The organism is Pedobacter aquae, from assembly GCF_008195825.1.
Classification (GTDB): Bacteria; Bacteroidota; Bacteroidia; order Sphingobacteriales; family Sphingobacteriaceae; genus Pseudopedobacter; species Pseudopedobacter aquae.
The window spans coordinates 2,147,493-2,165,587 of the sequence record NZ_CP043329.1 but is presented as its reverse complement, the minus strand read 5'-3'; the positions used below and the strand labels follow the sequence as shown (position 1 = coordinate 2,165,587).

Here is an 18,095-nt window from a genome sequence, read left to right as displayed (position 1 = left end):
GTTTTTATAGCAAGGTTGTGAATAAGTTTCCTTATTGTTCAAAACTTCATTGCCTATACTCGCTTTATTAGTCATACTTTTGAAATAGTTCTTTAACATCACTTATTCAGGTTACCAAATTTGTTTTGGTATTAAAAGGGAACCATGTTAAAATCATGGGCTGACGTTGCAACTGTATTTCTGTTTTTTCAACTAAAATTTGAAATCAAAAATTTGCTAAATATCAGGTCACTGTTTTGTTTTTCAACAAAATGGGAAGGCATTTAGTAAACAGATAAGCCAGGAGACCTGCCGATTAGGATTTGTCAAGACTTTCACGTAAAAGGTTTTGATAGAAGCTCTTCTAAACCCTCAATACCTATCAGGGTCTATGTTGTCTTTTGTCAATTCCTGTTTGTAAAATTTAAAAATTAGAACCATGCAACAGGAAGAAGTATTACTTAAAGAAAACAAGGATCGTTTTGTGATTCTGCCCATCAATTATCCCGCAATTTGGGAAATGTACAAACGCCACGAAGCTAGTTTTTGGACAGCAGAAGAGATAGATTTATCTGCCGACCAAAAAGATTGGGAAAATCTTAATGATGGCGAAAGGCATTTCATTAGCCATATTTTAGCTTTTTTTGCCGCTAGCGATGGTATTGTGAATGAAAACTTAGCGGTTAATTTCATGAGCGAAGTACAGGTGCCAGAAGCTAGGTGCTTTTATGGTTTCCAAATCATGATGGAGAATATCCACTCAGAAACCTATGCTTTATTAATTGATACTTATATCAAAGATGTAAAAGAAAGAAACCATCTTTTACATGCCATAGATACGGTTCCATGTGTGCAGAAGAAAGCACAATGGGCACTAAGATGGATAGAAAAAGGCACTTTTGCACAACGTTTGGTAGCTTTTGCTGCCGTAGAAGGTATTTTCTTTAGCGGTAGTTTCTGTTCTATTTTCTGGTTAAAGAAAAGAGGCTTAATGCCTGGTTTAACTTTTAGTAACGAGTTAATTTCAAGAGACGAAGGTTTACATTGCGAATTTGCTTGCTTGCTTTACGGTATGCTTCAAAATAAGTTGAGCAAAGAAGAGGTTTATGAAATTATTTCTGAAGCTGTAGAGATAGAAAAAGAATTTATTTCTGAGGCATTACCCGTTAATTTAATCGGGATGAATGCTCGCTTAATGATGCAATACATCGAGTTTGTGGCTGATAGATGGCTAGTAGAATTGGGTTATGATAAAAAATATCATGCTACAAATCCTTTTGATTTCATGGAAATGATATCCCTACAAGGTAAAACCAATTTCTTTGAAAAACGTGTAGGCGATTACCAAAAAAGTGGTGTATTAAGTAGCAAAGAAGACCAAGCGTTTTCACTGGAAGAAGATTTTTAATTAGATGCTTAGTCCTGATGAATTATCGGGCTAGTTGGTTAGTTTATTAGGCTATGAAATCGCCATCCCGACAAACTACCCACTAACAACCTAACAAACTAATCACCTAACAATCTAACAAACTAAAAAAGAATGTTCGTAATAAAAAGAGACGGAAGAACAGAATCCGTAAAATTTGATAAAATAACCTCAAGAATAGAGAAACTCAGCTACAGCTTAAATGCAGATTTTGTAGACCCTGTAGAGGTTGCTAAAAAGGTAATCGATGGCTTGTACGACGGAGTAACAACATCAGAACTAGATAATTTGGCGGCAGAAACCGCGGCTTCTTTAACCACCCGTCATCCAGATTATGCCATTTTAGCTTCTCGTATAGCGGTATCTAATTTACATAAGAATACCATCAAGTCTTTTTCAGAAACCATGCGATTATTGCATGAATATAAAGACCCAAAAACATTAAAGCCAGCTTCTTTAATTGCTGATGATGTTTGGCAGGTGATAGAAGAAAATGCCGACATTTTAGATAGTACCATCATTTACGATAGAGATTTTAGTTTCGATTATTTCGGTTTTAAAACTTTAGAGCGCTCTTATTTGCTAAAACTTAACGGTCGTATTGTAGAGCGTCCGCAGCATTTATTTATGCGTGTTGCAGTAGGTATTCATAAGCAGGATTTAGCTAGCGCTATCAAAACTTATGAATTAATGAGCGAACGTTGGTTTATTCATGCTACACCAACCTTATTTAACGCTGGTACACCAAAGCCACAAATGTCTAGCTGTTTCTTGGTTGCCATGAAAGATGATAGCATTGAAGGTATCTATAGCACCTTGATGCAAACCGCCAAGATTTCGCAAAGTGCAGGAGGTATTGGTTTAAGCATCCATAATGTTAGGGCAACCGGTTCTTACATTAGTGGTACAAATGGAACCAGTAATGGTATTGTTCCTATGCTGAAAGTGTTTAACGATACTGCCCGTTATGTAGACCAAGGTGGTGGTAAAAGAAAAGGTGCTTTTGCTATTTATCTAGAGCCTTGGCATGCAGATATTTTTGACTTCCTGGATTTAAAGAAAAATCACGGTAAGGAAGAAAACAGAGCTCGCGATTTGTTTTACGCTCTGTGGATGTCTGATTTATTCATGAAAAGGGTAGAAGCTAATGGCGATTGGAGTTTGTTTTGCCCACATGAAGCACCAGGCTTAGCCGACTGTTTTGGTGCCGAGTTTGAAGCGCTTTATCAGCAATATGAGCAAGAAGGAAGAGCCAGAAAGACCATTAAAGCACAAGAATTATGGTTCGCTATTCTTGATTCGCAAATAGAAACAGGTACGCCATATTTATTGTATAAAGATGCAGCCAATCAAAAATCAAATCAGCAAAATTTAGGCACTATAAAAAGTTCTAATTTATGTACCGAGATTATAGAATACACTTCTCCAGATGAAGTTGCGGTATGTAATTTGGCTTCACTTTCTTTACCTCGTTATGTTATAGATGGTACTTTTAACCACGAAAAGCTTTACGAAGTAAGTTATCAGGCAACTTTAAACCTTAATAGAATTATAGATAACAACTACTATCCGGTAGAAGAGGCTAAAAATTCTAACATGCGCCACAGACCAATTGGTTTGGGTGTACAAGGTCTTGCCGATGCTTTTATTCTGTTAAAAATGCCTTTTGAAAGTGAAGAAGCAAAACAACTGAATAAAGATATTTTTGAAACCATCTATTTTGCTGCTATGACAGCTTCTGCTGATTTAGCAGAGAAAGAAGGACCTTATGAAACATTTAAAGGTTCACCACTTTCTAAAGGACAGTTCCAGTTTGATTTATGGGGAGTACAGCCAGAAAGTAAACGTTGGGATTGGGATGCTTTAAGAAAGAAAGTTATAAAAAAAGGTGTAAGAAACTCTTTATTAATGGCGCCAATGCCAACAGCATCAACCTCACAAATACTTGGAAATAACGAATGTTTTGAGCCTTATACCTCTAATATTTATACCAGAAGGGTATTAAGCGGAGAGTTTGTAGTGGTAAATAAGCATTTATTAAAAGATTTAGTAGAACTCAATCTTTGGAATAGTAAAATGAAGGATGCTATTATTTTGGCAAACGGATCGGTACAAGATATAGAGGCTATACCGCAACGCATCAAAGATTTATATAGAACGGTTTGGGAAATTAAGATGAGAAATGTGATTGATATGGCTGCCGATAGAGGAGCATTTATTTGTCAGTCTCAGTCTTTAAACTTGTTTATCAGTTCTCCAACCGCTTCAAAATTAACCTCTATGCATTTTTATAGCTGGAAAAAAGGCTTAAAAACAGGTATGTATTACTTAAGAACACAAGCAGCTACACAAGCAGTCAAGTTCTCGGTAGAAAGTCAGGCGGGAAAAGAGATGGAACCTTTGGTACAAACACCAGAAGTTGTGATAGAAGAAGGTGCAAGTTGTAGTATGGAAGATGGTTGCTTGTCTTGCGGGTCTTAATTAATAGGTATTAGTGCTATTGTATTAAATTTTCTCGTGAAAATAAATAATTAGATTATGAGCGTACAAGTGTTATTTAATTTTATTCTTAGTAAGGATAAAAGTGACGTGTTTTTGATGTCAGGAGATTTTGATTGGCTATATAAAAATGTATTCCATGAATCAGAATTTTATATTGGGATGAACTTCAATCATAATGGATGTACATACATTTTAGAAGAGCTTATTTATTGTTTACCTCAAAGGAAGTCTGTTTATTGGAGTCAAGCAGATCATGATTGTTATTTTGGCGAACCTTGTAAGTCTAATTTTGATTTATATATAAGGTGTTCTAAAAAGTAGAAAATCTATAATTCTAATATTAAACTTGCATTTTAACAGCCCAAGGTTTAAACCTTGGGCTTTAATTTTTATATGCTAGTATAGGTATAAAAAATACCTTTGGTCCAGATTCAGCCTTCGGCCTTTCCCATCACTACTTCTTCATCTCTTCCATAATAGCCTGATAAAGTTCTACTGGTCTTTGGGTACCAATTACATAAATTAAGCCGTCGCGGTCTGTTAAGCGGATGGCATCTTTACCACCAGCATAAAATTTAATAGAACCGTTTCTATGTAAATTATATACGGGGTTATTAAGAAAGTACTTGCTGTATTCTCCTTTTTCAACTTTAACAATGCTATTTAAATCTATTTTAACCAATCTGGTGGTCCATAAACCATCAATTAAAACAGCTTTGTTGTTTACAATGGTGCGGTAATGAAGTAAAAACAACATCAACACGCTAACGGCTAAAATTCCGCATCCTACTAAGAGTAATAAATCGCCGTTTTTATCTTTATTTTCTGTCCAATAGTAAGCCAAGAAACAAAAAATAGCCATTACCAACCTAATGCTTATAAAAGAGTAGTCTCTTCCAAGGTATTGTTTTTCATAAAAAGGGTAATAATGAATCATGGCTTTATATTCTTTAATTCGAATTTAGTTATTTTTTTAGTATCGGCAGTTATTTTAAATCTTTCATCTAAACGGTAACCAGCAATCCAGATGATATGATCATCAGCATTAACTAAAACCGGAATCAGATGTTTTTGCGTAAGCGGTATTTTTAAGCTGATGAAAAAATCGCTCAACTTCTTAAAGCCTTTCATTCCTAAGGGCATAAATTTATCGCCTTCTTGCCATGTTCTTAGCGCTAAAGGGTATTTTAATTTCTCGGTATCAACAAATGCGGTAGTTTGGCTATTAGAAAAAGTAGTTTCTGTAATTTCTTGGGTGATGATGAAATCCTGAAAATAAAGCATCAAATCATCTTCATTTAAGGTCAACTCGGTACGGTGCTCTTGCTGTATTTTTTGTAAGAAGATGAAATCTCTATCAATTAATAAAACATCATCTTTACCAAAAAAGGTTTTGCCGCTCTCTTTATCTAAACCCAAAATAACATCAGTTACTGTGGTGCTATTAAAACCATAAGGCAATAATAGCTCGGTTAAAATAAAATGTAAAGCGGGTATTTCTTTTAATTTTTGGATGCTGATTAGATAGCCTTTCGGATGTTTTTGAAACAGTTTTTGCTTGTATTCTTGGATGCTTGCTTTTAAAAAGGCTTCTAAATCAGAAAAATAAGCAATGTTTTTTTGAAAAGTATCTTCTAAAGAGGGGTTAATCTCTTTCATCACCGGAATAATCTGATGTCTGATTTTATTTCGGATGTATTTGGTAGAACTGTTAGAGCTATCTTCAACAAAATCTAGCTGGTTTGCTAAAATATAAGCATCAATATCCTCACGTTTAAAAAGCATTAAAGGTCTGATGATATTTTGCCTCTCGGTTTTAATGCCATGTAAACCGGCTATACCCGTACCTCGAGTTAAATTTAAAATAACAGTCTCAATAGCATCATTTTGATGTTGTGCTACAGCTATTTTCTGATAATTAAAAGTTGATACAAGCTCCTCAAAAAAGCGATATCTTAAATCCCGAGCCGCCATTTGGGTGCTTATTTTATGCTCATCGGCGTAAGCCAAAGTATTAAAACTGGTTACATGAAAAGGAACTTCTAAAGTTTTGGCTAATTGAGCTACAAATTGCTCGTCGCGGTCAGATTCTGTACCTCTCAATTGGAAATTGCAGTGTGCAATAGCAAAAGAAAAGTTGGCTTGTTTAAATAAATGAGCCATCGCAACAGAGTCTTTACCACCGCTAACAGCTAGCAAAACAGTATCTTTAGACCCAATTAAGCCTTCGGATTTAATGAAATCCTGAAAAGATTTTAGTTGCCATAACATCAATCAAATTTAACCGTTTAAAATCGTTACCAAAAAACTAATTTTGCTTTGTGAAAAAGTATTCCCTTTTATTGTTTATCCTGGTGTTGGTACAAATGGTACAAGCACAAAAAATCACTCGTGTAGAACTGTTGCAATCGCAGTCCTTTATCGGGATGAAAAGGAACGGACAAAATATTCAGAAAGTTATTAGGCCTGTTTTTCAGCAAGATAACGCCACATTAATTTGCGATAGCGCTTATTTCTACATCGAAAAAAATAGCTTTGATGCTTTTGGACATGTACATATTAACCAAGCAGATACCGTTAATATTTTTGCTGATTTACTGAATTATAACGGAAATACCAAGATGGCGGTATTAACCAATAATGTAAGAATGGTTGATAGAGGCTCGGTTTTAACCACCAATAATTTAACATACAACATGGCCAGCAAGGTTGGTACCTATACCAATGGCGGTAAAATTGTAAACGGAGATAATACTTTAACCAGCACCAATGGTTATTATTTTTCTAGCTCTAGCGATGCCTATTTTAGGTACAATGTAAGAGTTAAAACGCCAGAGGTTCTAATAAAATCTGATACTTTACGCTATAATTCTTTAAGTAAAATTGCCTATTTCTATGGGCCAACCCATATTTACGGTAAAGACGATACTTTATATACAGAAAACGGCCAATACAATACCGCTACAGAGCAAGCTGCTTTTGGTAAAAGAAATTTATATACGCAGAACTCTAAAAGTTTAAAGGGCGATAGCTTGTTTTACGATGGTAAGGTGGGCTATGGCAGGGCGGTTAAAAATATTCTTTTTGTTGATACCGCCCAAAAAGTAGAGCTAAGAGGCGATTTGGGGAATTATCTTAAAAAGGATGAAAGTATAACCGTTACGCAAAATGCTTATATCGTTTTTGTAACAGAAAAAGATTCGGTCTCAAAAGATAGCATCTGGATGTCGGCAGATACCCTTTACAGTAAAGTTTACATGAAAAAGGAACTCTACGCTATACAAAAAGCAAAGGCTTTGGCTGCACTTGCAGATAGCTTAGCGGCAGATAGTACCAAAGCCAGTTTAGATAGCGCAGCTTTAACTTTACCAAAACAAGAAGGTCTCAATCCGGCTGATTCTTTAGTTATAGATACACTAAAAGAAAATAGTTTAGTCATCCTAGAAGATACACCAAAACAACCAGCCATAGTTAAAGCTGCTGAGGATGAAAAGACACCTAAACGAACTAGAAAGCGAAAGAATAAGAGCAATGAAGCCCCTGTACAAGAAATTGCTACGCAAAGTAAAGCTCCTGTAGAAGAGCAAAACTTGATGCCGCCCAAAGTAGATTCTGTTTTGATAAAAGCCAATTTGCGAAAGCAGTTTGTGATAGATAGTATTAGAAAAGATAGCATTTACGCTTTGGAAAGCGATACCACAAAAATTAGGGTTGTAAGTGCTTGGCGTAAAGTAAGAGTTTTTAAATCTGATTTACAGGCCAGGTCTGATTCTGCTTTTTTTAGTTACGGAGATTCTACCTTAAGAATTTTTCAAGCTCCTATGGTTTGGGCACAGGGTAGCCAAATTTCTGCCGATACTATGTACTTACAAATGGTCAATAAGAAGATGGACAATATGGACATGATTAGAAATGCCATTGTTGTAAATACAGAACAAGATTCTGCCTATTTTAACCAAGTTGCTGGTAAAATAATGAAAGGTTATTTTGTTAACGAGCAGCTAGACCGGGTTTTTGTGGATGGTAATGCAGAGAGTATTTATTTCCCTAAGGATAGTACAGCATACAATAGCATGTCTAGAACGCTGGCCGCCCGTATGCGGATTAATTTCACCAACGATAGCTTAATGTCTATCACTTTTATTAGGAAGCCAGAAATGACTTATTACCCTATAGAAGATGTTACAGAAGAGCTAAAGACCTTACCAAACTTTAGCTGGAAGCCCAAAGATAGGCCAAAATCTAAGGATGAAATTATTGCTAAAAAGGCAGTTAAAAAAGCGACGAGTAAAAAGCCAACGCCAAAAGCAAGTACGTCAAAATCTAAAACTGCTAGTAAAGCTAAACCTAAGGCGGCTCCAACTGTTAAGAAAGAAAACGCTCCGCCAGCCAAGCAAGAAGCGCCACCTAAGAAAATAAGCAGTCAATAATTAAATAACAATGGAGACCAAAATCTATACCTTGGTGATGAAGGGTAAACCCGAAGGACCTTTTAGTTTAGAAGAATTAAAAGCTTTGGATGTTAAACCCGATGCTTTCATTAGAAAGCCCGGTATGGATGATTATAAAGAAGCCCATGAATTTGAAGAGCTCAGAAGTTTATTCGGTTTTAAGCAACAATTTACAGCTCCGCAATACTTCGCCGGTTTTGATTTACGACTTTTAGCAGCTGCCATAGATTGGTTTTTAGTTTTATTTGTGGTGGCTGTTGCCGAGTTTACTTATATCCTAGCTTTTGATAAGGAAGATGCTGTACAACTTATCTTATTATCCAATTTAGTAGCGTTACCACTCCTGAAGTTTGTTTATCAAATTATTGCAGAAACTAAAACTCAGTTTACAGTAGGTAAGCGTATGTTAAATATAAAAGTTACCAATTTAGATGGCCTAAAACCATCATTTCATCAGATATTCATTAGAAATCTTGGTAAAATTGGTAGTACTTTAACTCTTTTTATAGGCTATTTGTATAGTTTCTTAAATAAAAAACAGCAATGTTTACACGATGTTTGGGCTGGCACTTTAGTTATAAAAGAGCGTTTAATTTAAAAGCATAAATTTTCTGCTTTTTTAAAACAAATTTTAAAAAGCCGGCTTTTAATAAAATCCTTTATTTTTGTTTAAATTTTATTTTATGGATGCAGAGGCGGCAATGTCTTTAAAAGGTATTTATTGTAATTCTTTAACCCAATACTCCAGATTTAATACGCTAGAAGTTTATATAGGAAATGTTCCTATGGGGGCAAATCATGCTATCAGGTTACAGTCTATGACTACTACTGATACGATGGATACCGAAGGTTCTATAGCGCAAAGTATCAGGATGATTGATGCGGGTTGCGAGTATGTAAGAATTACAGCACCATCTATAAAAGAAGCTCAAAACCTAGCAGAAATAAGAAAAGGTTTACACGAAAAAGGATACCACGCACCACTTGTTGCCGATATACATTTTACCCCCAATGCAGCAGAACTTGCAGCAAAAATTGTAGAAAAAGTAAGGGTAAACCCGGGAAACTACGCCGATAAAAAGAAATTTGAAGAGCTTAATTATACGCCAGAAGCTTACGAAATAGAACTTCAACGTATAAAAAAGAAATTTGCTCCACTGGTACAAATCTGTAAAGAACATGGTACAGCTATGCGTATAGGCACTAACCATGGCTCGCTATCAGACCGTATCATGAGCTGGTATGGCGATACACCTAAGGGAATGGTAGAGTCGGCAATGGAGTTTATTCGTATATGCCATGCTTTAGATTACCATCAGCTGGTCATCTCTATGAAATCTAGCAACCCACAGGTTATGGTGCAAGCTTACCGTTTATTGGTAGCAACTATGGTAAAAGAGGGGATGAATTATCCTTTACACTTAGGTGTTACCGAAGCTGGTGATGGTGAAGATGGCCGAATAAAATCTGCCGTGGGTATTGGTACTTTGCTAGAAGATGGTTTGGGCGATACCATTAGAGTTTCCTTAACAGAAGAACCAGAGTTTGAAATACCAGTTGCCAGAGTGTTAGCCCAACGTTATGAAGAGCGCAAACATCAGCAAACGCAACTAAAAAATGCTGATGATGTTGAACTTCCTGAATATTTTTCTCCTTTCGAGTATAATAAACGCCCTTCTGCGGAGCTAAATACTTTTATTGGCGGACATCAAGTTCCACGAGTTATTTTAGATATATCTGATAAAAACCTAAAAGATCCATTTGTGTTGGCTGATGCTGGATATATCTATTCGGCAGCTTTAGATAAATACAACATGGGCGATCAATCCATTGATTTTGCCTATATGGGTAGTCAGTTGCCTTCTTTTAGCTTTCCGGGTAATTTAAAACAGCTTTTTGATTATTCTACTTGGCAGCAATTGAAAAATAAAACCAATTGCCATCCGCTATTTAGCCTAACAGAATATGTAAGCGCAACAGAAAGAGATACTGCGCTTAATCTAGTAAAAATTAAACGTGAGGATTTAGATACAGACGCTTTCGCTGATATTCCTTTCGATAAAACATTAGTTTTTGTATTAGAAACTAATGAAACACATGGCATGGCAGACCAAAGAGCGTTTTTCTTTAAACTAGCCCAAGCAGGTATCGATACGCCAGTCATTATTAAAAGAAGTTATCAATTTGATGATGAAAATCAAGAAGATATAGCTTTAAAAGCTCAGCTTTATGCAGCTACAGATCTAGGTGCTTTGTTATTAGATGGCTTTGGCGATGGCGTTTGGATAGATGCTCCACATCTGTCATCTAAATTTATTGTATCTACCTCTTTTGGGATTTTACAGGCAACACGCAGCCGTATCTCTAAAACAGAATATATTTCTTGTCCTTCTTGCGGACGTACCCTGTTTGATTTGCAAGAAACCACCCAAATGATACGCAGCCGTACCGATCATTTAAAAGGAATAAAGATTGGTATTATGGGCTGTATAGTTAATGGCCCAGGTGAAATGGCCGATGCCGATTACGGCTATGTAGGAACTGGTCCGGGTAAGATAACCTTGTATCGTGGAAAAGAAGTTATCCAGAAAAATGTAAATACAGAAAATGCCCTAGATGAATTGATAGAAATCATCAGGGCAGACGGTAATTGGGTAGAGAAAGAGTAAGCTTATTCGGTTTTCTTTATAAAATCAATACTAGCATCACAAACTTTTATTAATTGTTCTGGTAGTTGGTCCTCTTTATAGGGATGACTAGCGCCAAATACATGATTAGCTTTGTTTATCTCTATAAAACTAGCTTCGTGATTAAGTTTTAAGAAGTTTTGTGCTACGCTTAAAGGGACATTAATATCATCATTACCATGGATAATAAGCCAAGGTTTTTTAATGTTTTCTGCAGCAGTTTTGATGTTTAGTTTATCAGCATTTTGTTCAATATCCTGTAAAAGAGATAAGTTTAAAGGCATATATTCTTTGGTTCGGGCGTTAAAAACTTCAATTTTGCCTTTTTCTCGCCATTCTGGCTCTTGTTCTTTTTTCCATAAGCTGCTAAAACTATCAATAGCGGCCCAAGTAATTAATTTATGGATGCTCTTATTTTCTGCTGCTGTTAAGATACTTAAGCCGCCACCACGGCTGTGCCCAATTAAAGTGAGTGCGGCATCAGGAAATTTTTGTTTTGTGTAGGATATGATAAGGTCTAAATCAAAAAGTTCAAAACTAGGTGTATTAGCAGCAAAGAGATTTAAATCATTAACATCTACAGGGTTTTCTGGATTGACGCCGCTATGCGAAAAATTAAATTTTACGTAATGAATATCATACGAAGCAAAATACTGAGCCACCAAATGATGAGCTCCCCAGTCCTTAAATCCCTTAAAACCATGTACAAAAATGGCAACCTGCTTTGTTGGTTTTGCACTATAAGTTATGTCTCCTATGATAGTATGTTGATTACTGCCAGTTAGAGAGAAGTTTTCTTTTTTCATGATGATAAAAATAAAAGAATAATATTGAAGAATGTTTGATTAGATTCAAAATAGATACAACTCATACAAAATTGCTAGCTTTACATTATATTTTATAAAATTATGGATGCTATTAATATCAAACAGTTAGCTGCCAAACTAAATTTATCTACATCAACAGTTTCTAGAGCGTTTAGGGGGCATAGTGATATTAATAAAGAAACAAAAGAGCGTATCCTCGCTATGGCTAAAGAACTTAATTACCAGCCAAACCATTTGGCTAGTAATATGCGAGAGAAAAGAAGCAAAACTATTGCTGTTATTGTTCCAGAGATAGCCAATAATTTTTTCTCACAAGTTATTAGAGGTATTGAGGGTGTGGCTAGAGAGAAAGATTATCATGTTTTAATTTACGTTACCGATGATAATTACGAAAAGGAAGTGGCTTACATAACGCACCTCAACAGTGGTAGGGCAGATGGTGTGATCATGTCTGTTTCTGGGGAAGCTAACGATCATCAATACCTGAAAAAGCTAAAGAGTAAAAGAATGCCCTTGGTTTTCTTTGATAGGGTTTATGAGGATATTGATACCGCAAAAATCACTACTAATGATTACGAAAGTAGTTTTGATGCTACCGAGCATTTGATAAAAGCCGGCTGTAAAAAAATAGCTTATTTAGTGGTGAATAAAAACCTTTCTATTGGCAAAACCCGTATGAATGGCTATGTAGATGCTTTAAAAAAGCATGGTTTACCATATGTTGATGAATATGTAATAGATTGTAGTAACGATTACGAAGCCAATAGTATCATATTAAAAGAGGCTTTTAAAACCCTAAAGCCCGATGGTGTTTTCGCATCGGTAGAAAGGTTAGCTTTTTCTACCTATTATGTTTCTTATGAACTAGGAATTAAAATCCCGGAAGATTTAAAAGTTATCAGTTTTTCTAGTTTAGAGATTGCCCCACTACTAAATCCATCCTTATCTACCATCACCCAACCCGCATTTGAAATGGGCGTTAAGTCGGCCAAAATTTTATTCAGAGCTATGGAATCTGGTGGAGACTTTTCAGAATCAGATAACTTGACTCTCAACTCAAAATTAATAGAGCGACGCTCTAGCGGAGGTGGGTAAGATTTTGTGAAAATCCTAAAAAAAATTAGCACAAAATTTATATAAATTCTACTCATTTTAAGAGGATAAAAAATTAAATTTTTTCAAACAAATTGTAAAATCAGGAAGAATTTTGACTCGAGTAACATAAAAGTTATTCACATTTTCGGGAACGGTGCCGGTACCGTTCCCGAAAAATTAGTAAAAATTATATTGTGTAAAAAATACAATAAGGTAATGATAGATTTGTATTAAAGTTTTGTAAATCAATATTTTATATTTTCATTTTGTTGAATGATTCTGTGTCAGAATACACTCTGATTTTTTCAAAAATAGGTGTGGAATATTTTTTTATTTAAAATTTTGTTTTTTAAAATAGAAGAGTAACTTAGTCTTTGTCTGTGAATGACAATTTAGAAACCAATTATTCATACCAAAATAAACTAATCAAAATGAAACTCTATTACTTAAAAAAGTGTGGTCTTTTGATGTTACTTTTAATCCTGAACGTTGTAGTTGTAAAAGCTCAGAGCGGAAGTATTTCAGGTAAAATCATTGACGAAGCTAACCAGCCTTTACCAGGTGCTGCGGTGTTTATAGATGGCACATCTTTAGGCACTCAAACTGATGTAAATGGTAATTACCAAATTTCTGGAATTAAATCCGGGAACGTTTCCGTAACCGCAAGATTTGTTGGTTATGTAGAACAAAAGAAACAAATTACCGTTTCTGCTACTCCGCAAGTGCTTAATTTCTCTCTTGTTCCAGATAGCCGAGGTCTAGACGAAGTGGTAGTTGTGGGATATGGTACAACCAGAAGAGCAGATATTACTGGATCTATTACTACTGTAACCACAAAAGATTTTACTAAAGGACAAATTACAAGTCCAGAGCAATTAATTGCGGGTAAAATTGCCGGTGTGCAAATCACTCAGGGTAGTGGTGAGCCAGGAAGTGGAAGTAACATCTTAATAAGAGGTGGTTCTTCTTTTGGAAATAATTATCCACTAATTGTGGTAGATGGAGTTCCTTTAGACCAAGGTGGCATTGCGGGATCTCCAAATGCACTTTCCTTAATTAACCCTAATGATATTGAATCATTTACCGTATTAAAAGATGCTTCTGCAACTGCAATTTATGGTAACAGGGGATCTAATGGTGTAATTATAATCACCACCAAAAAAGGTGAAAGCGGACAAGCTAAAGTTAATTTCGGTACCAATTTCTCGGTAGCAACTTTAGCTAGAGAGGCTGATATTTTATCACCTGCGGAGTTCCGAGATTTAGTAACCAATGCACCTACTAATACTACAGTTACTCCTGCCTTAAAAACAAAATTATTAACTCAATTAGGTAATGTTGATACCGATTGGCAGGATGCTATTTATGATAATGCCATTACTTCCGATAATAATTTAAGTGTAGCAGGAACTTATAAAAAACTTCCTTACAGATTATCACTTGGATACTTGTCTCAGGATGGTTTATTGAAAACAGGAACCTTAGATAGAGGAACTGTAGGTTTAAACCTAAACCCTTCCCTATTTAATAATAGCTTAAAAGTGAATGTAAGTTTAAAAGGTAGTTTAAGTAATAGCCGTTTTGCTGATGGCGCTGCTATTGGTACTGCTGCTACCTTTAACCCTACTCAACCTATATTTTCGGGTAACCAAAACTTTGGTGGATTTTTTGAATATTTAAATCCTCAAGCTGGACCGGGTGTAAATCCATTAGTAGGTTTAGCACCACGTAACCCAGTTTCATTTTTAGATTTAAGAAACAATACATCGGATGTTTACAGAAGCATAGGAAATATCCAATTAGATTATGCACTTCCTTTCTTAAAAGATTTAAGAGCTAATTTAAATTTAGGTTATGATGTGGCACAAGGTCGAGGAACTATAATTGTTCCTGAAAGTGCTGGTTTTGCATTCCGTAGATTTGCAGATGCTAACGGAGCAAACAAAAGTGGTGTAAATAACCAATACAAGCAAGAGCGTTCTAACTATGTTTCTGACTTCTATTTAAATTATGTTAAGGACATAAAATCAATTAATAGCCGTATTGATATAACAGGTGGTACATCTTATCAGGCGTTTGAAGCTAGAAATTACTCTTTTGCTGATTTTAGTTTTGATGGAACGATAAGACCAAATTCGGAGCCTAATTTCCCATTGGATGTTCCTCAAAATAGATTATTTTCTATTTATGGTAGGATGATCTATACTTTAAGTGATAAATATACCTTAACAACTACCGTAAGATCAGATGCTTCTTCTCGTATCAATCCTGAAGATAGAGTAGGTATTTTCCCTTCTGCAGCATTTGCATGGAGAATTTCAGAAGAATCATTCATGAAATCATCTAATGTATTTTCTGATTTGAAACTAAGAGTTGGATATGGTATTACTGGTCAGCAAGAAGGAATAGGTAATTATTCTTACTTAGCTAACTATGCGTTAAGTACACCAACTGCGCAATACCAATTGGGTAATGAGTTTTTTAATATGTATCGCCCTTTAGGTTTTAATCCTAACCTTAAATGGGAAACGACAGCTACATCTAACATTGGTTTAGATTATGGTTTCGCCAATAATAGAATTACTGGTAGCATAGATGCTTATTACAAAAACACTAGCGATTTATTGAGTAATATCACTCAACCTGCTGGAACAAACTTTATTAACGAATTTACTTACAACGTTGGTAACATGACTAATAAAGGTATCGAGATGATGATTACAGGTTTAGCGGTTGATAAAACTGATTTCAGATTAAGCCTTTCTTTTAACGCTACCTTCAATAAAAATACTATTACCAACTTAACATTGGTAGATGATCCTAACTTTATCGGTAACAGATTTGGCGGTATTTCTGGTGGTACTGGTAATAATATCCAAATTAATTCTGTAGGATTCAATAGAGCTTCTTTTTATGTGTATCAACAAGTTTATGATGCTAATGGAAAACCTCTTGATGGAGTATTTGTAGATAGAAATAGTGATGGACAAATTTCTGATAAAGATCTTTACAGATTTAAAGATCCTGATGCTGATGTTTTTTTAGGTTTTACTTCGAATTTTAATTACAAAAAATTCACTGGTGGTTTTACTTTAAGAGCTAACATTAACAATTACGTATATAATAACGTAGCTTCTAGCACAGGTACTTATAGAAATATCTTTAATCCTTTAGAGTTCTTAAGTAATGGCTCAAGAGATATTCTAAATACCCAATTTTCGGGAGCTGGAGACCAATACTTTTTATCGGATTACTATGTACAAAATGCATCATTCTTAAGAATGGATAACTTTAACCTAGGTTATAATTTTGGCCAAGTATTTAAAGGGACAGGAAATTTAAGCATCAGCGGAAATATCCAAAATGCTTTTGTTCTTACTAAATATGATGGAATTGATCCTGAAATAAGTGGAGGTATAGATAACAACTTCTATCCAAGACCTAGAACATTTACATTAGGTTTAAACCTTGGATTTTAATAATAAAACTTACAACAATGAAAAATCTTTTTTATAAAACAGGGCTAATAATTGGAGTGATTTCCTTGAGCTTAAGCTCTTGTAAAGATTCTTTGAATTTGGAGCCTATGAATGATGTAACCTCTGAGATTGTTTATAGAACACCTCTAGGTTACCAACAATCACTAGCTAAGGTTTATGGTAGCTTTGCGTTAACAGGTAATGCAGGTCCTACTGGACAACCTGATGTAGTTGGTTTGGATGAAGGCGGTAATGCAGATTATCTTAGAACATTTTGGAAAGCACAAGAACTTACCACAGATGAGGCAGTAATTGCTTGGGGTGATGCTGGTTTACAGGATTTCCATCAAATGAACTGGACACCAGATAATTCATTTTTAAGGGGATTATATTTTAGAAGCTTGTATCAAATAACCTTAGTTAACGAGTTTTTAAGAGAATCTACTGATGCTAAATTGGCAAGCCGCGGGATATCTGGGGCAGATGCTGATAGGATTAAAGCTTATAGACCAGAAGTTAGATTTTTAAGAGCTTACCAATATTGGTCGCTTATGGATGTATTTGGTAATCCTCCTTTTGTTACAGAAAACGACCCTATTGGAGGACCGCTCCCTAAACAAATAGGGAGAGCAGCCTTATTTACTTATATAGAAACTGAGTTAAAAGCTATTGAGCCTGAATTAATAGCTACCAGAGCAGCGAACTATTACGGAAGAGCAACTAGAGGAGCAGCTCAAGCTTTATTAGCTCGTTTATATTTGAATGCTCAGGTTTATACTGGTACTCAAAAAAATAACGAGGCTGTAGAATACTCTAAAAGGGTAATTGATGCTGGTTATACTTTAGATCCAAACTACCGTAAGCTAACTTTAAATGACAATAATACCAGTCCTGAGCTAATTTTTACGATTAATTATGACGGACAGAGATCTCAAGTATTTGGTGGTACAACTTTCTTAACTCATGCCGCTATTGGTGGCAGTATGCAAGCAAGTGATTATGGTGTTGATTTTGGATGGGGAGGTATAAGAACTACTAAAGCATTAGTAAATTTATTTCCTAATCCTACCAGTTCTCCAGATCGTAGAGCTAATTTTTACACTAACGGACAAAATTTAGAAATAGCTAGTTTAACCACCTTTACTGATGGTTATGCCCTACCTAAGTTCCAAAACAAAACTAGCGCTGGTGTGGCAGGTACGAATTTAACATTCGTTGATGCCGACTTTCCATTATTCAGACTAGCAGAGATGTATCTTATTTATGCGGAAGCTACTTTAAGAGGAGGAAACGGAGTTGCTGGAACTGCTTTAACTTATATCAATAATTTAAGAACTAGAGCTTATGGTAACGCAACCGGAGCGGTAACAGCTTTGTCATTGGATTTAATTCTTGATGAAAGAGCAAGAGAATTACACTGGGAAGGTCATCGTAGAACGGATTTAATTAGATACAATCGTTTTACAGAAGCTACTTACTTATGGCCTTGGAAAGGTGGAATTAGAGACGGAAGAAGTGTTGAAAATTTCAGAAAAGTATTCCCGATTCCAGCAGCTGATGTAACTGCAAATCCAAACTTAGTTCAAAATCCAGGTTATTAAATATTATAATTATGAAAAAATTATTTTCAAATTTCCTTCTACTTAGCT

At 35.3% G+C, this 18,095-nt stretch carries 11 protein-coding genes and 1 riboswitch; of the genes, 8 read left to right on the top strand and 3 right to left on the bottom strand.

The features are described 5' to 3' along the window. The first annotated feature begins 90 nt into the window (after nucleotides 1–90). A riboswitch (cobalamin riboswitch) is annotated at nucleotides 91–310 on the top strand. 108 nt (nucleotides 311–418) lie between these two features. Together FYC62_RS09430 and FYC62_RS09425 are read left to right on the top strand one after the other, a co-directional pair. Beyond that, nucleotides 419–1,387 carry a ribonucleoside-diphosphate reductase small subunit gene (locus tag FYC62_RS09430; RefSeq protein ID WP_149074748.1) on the top strand — a complete coding sequence of 323 codons (969 nt, stop codon included), beginning with the start codon at nucleotides 419–421 and terminating at the stop codon, nucleotides 1,385–1,387. A 132-nt stretch (nucleotides 1,388–1,519) separates the two neighbouring features. Continuing rightward, nucleotides 1,520–3,886, top strand: coding sequence for a ribonucleoside-diphosphate reductase subunit alpha (locus FYC62_RS09425; RefSeq protein WP_149074747.1), 2,367 nt, complete (start codon nucleotides 1,520–1,522; stop codon nucleotides 3,884–3,886). Nucleotides 3,887–4,361: 475 nt separating this feature from the next. Here FYC62_RS09425 and FYC62_RS09420 read toward each other — a convergent pair whose 3' ends face one another. Together FYC62_RS09420 and tilS are read right to left on the bottom strand one after the other, a co-directional pair. After that, on the bottom strand, nucleotides 4,362–4,844 hold the full coding sequence (locus FYC62_RS09420; RefSeq protein WP_149074746.1) for a hypothetical protein: 483 nt from the start codon (nucleotides 4,842–4,844) through the stop codon (nucleotides 4,362–4,364). Next, nucleotides 4,841–6,178: a tRNA lysidine(34) synthetase TilS gene (gene tilS, locus FYC62_RS09415; RefSeq protein ID WP_149074745.1), complete on the bottom strand. Its 1,338-nt coding sequence runs from the start codon at nucleotides 6,176–6,178 to the stop codon at nucleotides 4,841–4,843. Before tilS ends, FYC62_RS09420 begins: the two co-directional genes overlap by 4 nt. A gap of 50 nt (nucleotides 6,179–6,228) precedes the next feature. Here tilS and FYC62_RS09410 point away from each other — a divergent pair, with 50 nt between their 5' ends. The 3 genes from FYC62_RS09410 (at nucleotide 6,229) to ispG (ending at nucleotide 11,027) form a co-directional block, all read left to right on the top strand. Continuing rightward, a complete protein-coding gene (locus FYC62_RS09410; protein WP_149074744.1) occupies nucleotides 6,229–8,337 on the top strand; it encodes an OstA-like protein in 2,109 nt (702 codons plus the stop codon). A 10-nt stretch (nucleotides 8,338–8,347) separates the two neighbouring features. Beyond that, nucleotides 8,348–8,956, top strand: a complete 609-nt coding sequence (locus tag FYC62_RS09405; protein WP_149074743.1) for an RDD family protein — start codon at nucleotides 8,348–8,350, stop codon at nucleotides 8,954–8,956. A gap of 85 nt (nucleotides 8,957–9,041) precedes the next feature. After that, on the top strand, nucleotides 9,042–11,027 hold the full coding sequence (gene ispG / locus FYC62_RS09400) for a (E)-4-hydroxy-3-methylbut-2-enyl-diphosphate synthase (protein WP_149074742.1): 1,986 nt from the start codon (nucleotides 9,042–9,044) through the stop codon (nucleotides 11,025–11,027). Nucleotides 11,028–11,029: 2 nt separating this feature from the next. On the opposite strand, the gene FYC62_RS09395 is transcribed toward ispG, so the two are convergent. After that, nucleotides 11,030–11,851 carry an alpha/beta hydrolase family protein gene (locus tag FYC62_RS09395; RefSeq protein ID WP_149074741.1) on the bottom strand — a complete coding sequence of 274 codons (822 nt, stop codon included), beginning with the start codon at nucleotides 11,849–11,851 and terminating at the stop codon, nucleotides 11,030–11,032. Nucleotides 11,852–11,953: 102 nt separating this feature from the next. Here FYC62_RS09395 and FYC62_RS09390 point away from each other — a divergent pair, with 102 nt between their 5' ends. From FYC62_RS09390 to FYC62_RS09380, 3 genes are all read left to right on the top strand, one after another. Beyond that, nucleotides 11,954–12,967: a LacI family DNA-binding transcriptional regulator gene (locus FYC62_RS09390; RefSeq protein ID WP_149074740.1), complete on the top strand. Its 1,014-nt coding sequence runs from the start codon at nucleotides 11,954–11,956 to the stop codon at nucleotides 12,965–12,967. A 431-nt stretch (nucleotides 12,968–13,398) separates the two neighbouring features. After that, nucleotides 13,399–16,446 (top strand): SusC/RagA family TonB-linked outer membrane protein, encoded by a 3,048-nt coding sequence (locus FYC62_RS09385; RefSeq protein WP_149074739.1) that lies wholly within the window; start codon nucleotides 13,399–13,401, stop codon nucleotides 16,444–16,446. Nucleotides 16,447–16,553: 107 nt separating this feature from the next. After that, entirely contained in the window at nucleotides 16,554–18,047 is a 1,494-nt protein-coding gene (locus FYC62_RS09380) for a RagB/SusD family nutrient uptake outer membrane protein (RefSeq protein ID WP_240534704.1), read from the top strand. Nucleotides 18,048–18,095 lie beyond the last annotated feature (48 nt).